Below are 2,904 nucleotides of genomic sequence, written 5' to 3'. Positions count from 1 at the left end.
GGCCGCGCTCTGCCTGGCCGCCTCCGTCGGCGGCGACACCGACACCATCGCCGCGATCCTCGGCGCCGTCCTCGGCTCGGTGCACGGCGTCGGCGCGTGGCCCGAGGACGCCGTCGCCCTGGTGGCCGAGGTGAACGGCCTCGACCTGCCTGCGGTCGCCCGGGACCTGCTCGCCCTGCGGGACCGGGCATGACGCGGCTCGTGCACGTCGGCGCGGTCATCGCCGACGTCGTGCTGGACGTGCCGCGCCTGCCCGAGCACGGCGGCGATGTGCTGGCGACGACGTCCACCATCACGGCCGGCGGCGGCTTCAACGTGCTGACCGCGGCCGCCCGCGACGGCATGGACGTCCTGTGGGCCGGCCTGCGCGGCACCGGCCCGTTCGGCGACGTCGTGGCCGCGGGTCTCGCCGAGGAGGGCATCGTGGCCGCGCTCGACCCGCTCCCGGACCAGGACAGCGGCTACTGCGTCGTGCTCGTCGACGCCACGGGGGAGCGGACGTTCGTGACGTCCTTCGGCGCGGAGACCCGCCTGGACGCCGAGCGGCTCGCGGCGGTCGAGCCGCGGCCGGACGACCTGGTGTACCTGTCCGGCTACACGCTCGCCGTGCCGAGCAGCGCCTCGCTCGTCGGCTGGGTCGAGGCATTGCCGGCGTCCGTGCGACTCGTGCTCGACCCCGCGTCCCTCGTGGCCGACCTCGACGCCGATCTGCTCGACCGCGTCCTGCGCCGGACGGACCTGCTGTCGCTCAACGCGCGCGAGGCGCACGTGCTGACCGGCCGCGACGACCCTGCCGAGGCGTCCGCGTCGCTGCTGGGCCGGATCGCCGACGGGGGAGCGGTGGTGCTGCGTGACGGTGCCGCCGGCACCCACGTCCGGACGCGTCCGGCCTGCGCCACCACCCGGCGCACCGTGTGGACGCGGTCGACACGACCGGCGCCGGTGACGCGCACACCGGCGTCACCATGGCCGCGCTCGGGCGGGGCCTCGGCCTCGACGACGCCGTGCACCGGGCCAACGTCGCCGCGGCCCTCGCCGTCACCCGCCGCGGCCCGGCGACGTCCCCGCGGGCGTCGGTCATCGACGCGGCGCTCGCGACAGGCCAAGATGAGGCGCAGCCTTCCCCGGAGGAGAACCCATGACCCACCCCGAGCAGCCGCTCGAGCCGACTCGTGTCGAGCTCAACGGCACCAACGTCATCGCCGAGGACGAGCGCAAGGGCACGCCCCGCGACCTGTTCTGGCCCTGGACCGCCGCGTCGATCTCGGTGCTGGGGATCAGCTACGGCTCGTTCGCGCTCGGCTACGGGGTGAGCTGGTGGCAGGCGGTGCTGGCGACGGTCGTCGGCGTCATCGTGTCGGGCGTGATCGCCGGACTCATCGCGATCGCCGGCAAGCGCGGCTCGGCGCCGACGCTCGTCCTGTCGCGGGCGGCCTTCGGCGTCACCGGCAACAAGCTGCCCGCCGCCGTCTCGTGGCTGCTCAGCGTCGGCTGGGAGATCGTCCTGACGTCGCTGGCGGCGCTGGCCACCGCCACCGTCTTCCGCGAGCTCGACTGGGGCGGCGGCGACGCGACCCTGGCGCTCGCGCTGGCGGTCGTGGTGGCGCTGATCTTCGCCGGCGGCGTGCTGGGCTACGACGCCGTCATGCGCATCCAGACGTTCATCACCTACGCGGGCATCATCCTCACCGTCATCTACGTGGTGCTCGTGATCGACCACGTCGACATGGACGCCGTGACGGCGCTGCCCGGTGGCGACCTGACCGCCTTCGTCGGCGTGGTGATCCTCATGATGACCGCGACCGGCCTGGGCTGGGTCAACGCCGCCGCGGACTACTCGCGCTACCTGCCGCGGACGTCCTCGAGCGCGGGCGTGGCCGGCTGGACCGCCACCGGCCTGTCGCTGGCGCCGCTCGTGCTGATCGTCTTCGGCGTCCTGCTCGCCGGCTCCGACGACGCGCTGAACCAGGCCATCGGCGGCGACCCGATCGGCGCGCTGGCGACGCTGCTGCCCACCTGGTTCCTGGTGCCGTTCGCCGTCGTCGCCGTGCTGGGCCTGGTCGCCGGCGCGCTGCTCGACATCTACTCGTCCGGCCTGTCGCTGCTCAGCCTCGGTCTGCCCGTCGCGCGTCCGGTCGCGGCCGCGATCGACGGCGTCATCATGCTGGTCGGCTCGGTGTTCGTGCTGTTCATCGCCGAGGGCAACTTCTTCACGCAGTTCCAGGGCTTCCTCATCACGCTCGGCGTCCCGATCGCGGCGTGGGCCGGCATCATGCTCGCCGACATCGCGCTGCGCCGGCGCGACTACGACGACGCGTCGCTGTTCGACCCGGCCGGACGCTACGGCGCCTTCCGCCCCGGCGCCCTGCTGACGCTGGTGATCGGCACGGTGGTCGGCTGGGGCCTGGTCACGAACACCGCCGCGGGCTGGCTGGACTGGCAGGGCTACTTCATGGGCCTGATCGGTGGCAAGAAGGGCGACTGGGCGTTCGCGAGCGTCGGCGTCGTCGTGGCGCTGCTGATCGGCTTCCTGGGCTACGTGCTGCTCGAGCGTCGCGCCGTCCGCCGCCAGGAGGAGCTGGTCGCGTGAGCGAGCCCTGGCTGGTCGTCGTCGACATGCAGCGCGTCTTCGCCGACGCGCAGGCCAGCCCGTGGGGGATGGGCGCCGACTTCGACGCGATCGTCCCGAACGTCCGGGCGCTGGTGGACGCGTACGACGGCCGCGTCGTGATGACCCGGTTCGTGGCGCCGGCCGAGCCGCAGGGCGCGTGGGTCGACTACTACCGCGACTGGCCGTTCGCGCTCGAGCCGTCCGCGACGCCGCTGTGGGACGTCGTGGACGCCCTGGCGCCCGCGGCCGGCGTCCCGGTGGTGGACGCGCCGACGTTCGGCAAGTGGGGCGCC

Annotated in this window: 4 protein-coding genes and 1 pseudogene; all 5 read left to right on the top strand. The window is 74.0% G+C overall.

From position 1 onward, the window contains the following. Positions 1 to 193 (top strand): ADP-ribosylglycohydrolase family protein (locus AC2W7G_RS12895; RefSeq protein WP_485868793.1); only part of this gene is annotated, 193 nt, incomplete at its 5' end. Next, positions 190 to 819 (top strand): annotated as a pseudogene (locus AC2W7G_RS12890) (PfkB family carbohydrate kinase); the annotation flags it as partial. The gene AC2W7G_RS12895 and the pseudogene AC2W7G_RS12890, both read left to right, overlap by 4 nt. Positions 820 to 890: 71 nt before the next feature. Further along, positions 891 to 1,142: a PfkB family carbohydrate kinase gene (locus AC2W7G_RS12885; RefSeq protein WP_485868795.1), complete on the top strand. Its 252-nt coding sequence runs from the start codon at positions 891 to 893 to the stop codon at positions 1,140 to 1,142. Continuing rightward, positions 1,139 to 2,590 (top strand): purine-cytosine permease family protein, encoded by a 1,452-nt coding sequence (locus AC2W7G_RS12880; RefSeq protein ID WP_485868792.1) that lies wholly within the window; start codon positions 1,139 to 1,141, stop codon positions 2,588 to 2,590. The genes AC2W7G_RS12885 and AC2W7G_RS12880 overlap by 4 nt, the downstream gene beginning before the upstream one ends. Then, a partial coding sequence (locus AC2W7G_RS12875) for a cysteine hydrolase family protein (RefSeq protein ID WP_485868794.1) occupies positions 2,587 to 2,904 on the top strand: 318 nt, incomplete at its 3' end. The genes AC2W7G_RS12880 and AC2W7G_RS12875, both read left to right, overlap by 4 nt.

The organism is Aeromicrobium sp. PFPM2_SD2 (genome assembly GCF_057364525.1).
The sequence above is the reverse complement of the archived record's forward strand: the minus strand, read 5'-3'. Positions and strand labels throughout refer to the sequence as shown.